The 334-nt window shown below is 40.1% G+C and carries 1 pseudogene; it reads right to left on the bottom strand.

What is annotated here, in order from left to right:
- Window positions 1–209: pseudogene (locus AAIE21_RS29415) on the bottom strand (group II intron maturase-specific domain-containing protein); the annotation flags it as partial.
- Window positions 210–334 lie beyond the last annotated feature (125 nt).

Here is a 334-nt window from a genome sequence, read left to right as displayed (position 1 = left end):
TTCCAGTCCCAGTAAAGCCCCAGTACACCATAGAGATATTCGTTACTCCATCTCTGCCATCCGATGCTACGCTTTCGTCGTCGTTTCCTTCTCGTTAATAGCGTGCGAATTTTCATCTCCGTATAATCACGTACTTCACTGAAAGCTCGGCTAGAATTCCCAACCCGGAAGTAGTTTACCCATCCAGTCAATACGGCATTGATTTGTTGGTTCTGTTGCAAAGTTTTTTAAGTGAAGTTACCATATAAGAAAAATGATCCCAGGAGCATGATGCATGAACTATTTTAAAGGAAAACAATTTAAAAAAGATATTATATTGGTAGCTGTTGGCTAC

The sequence above is a fragment of the Paenibacillus sp. 102 genome (genome assembly GCF_039549175.1).
Lineage (GTDB): Bacteria > Bacillota > Bacilli > Bacillales > Bacillaceae_G > Bacillus_A.
The sequence above is the reverse complement of the archived record's forward strand: the minus strand, read 5'-3'. Positions and strand labels throughout refer to the sequence as shown.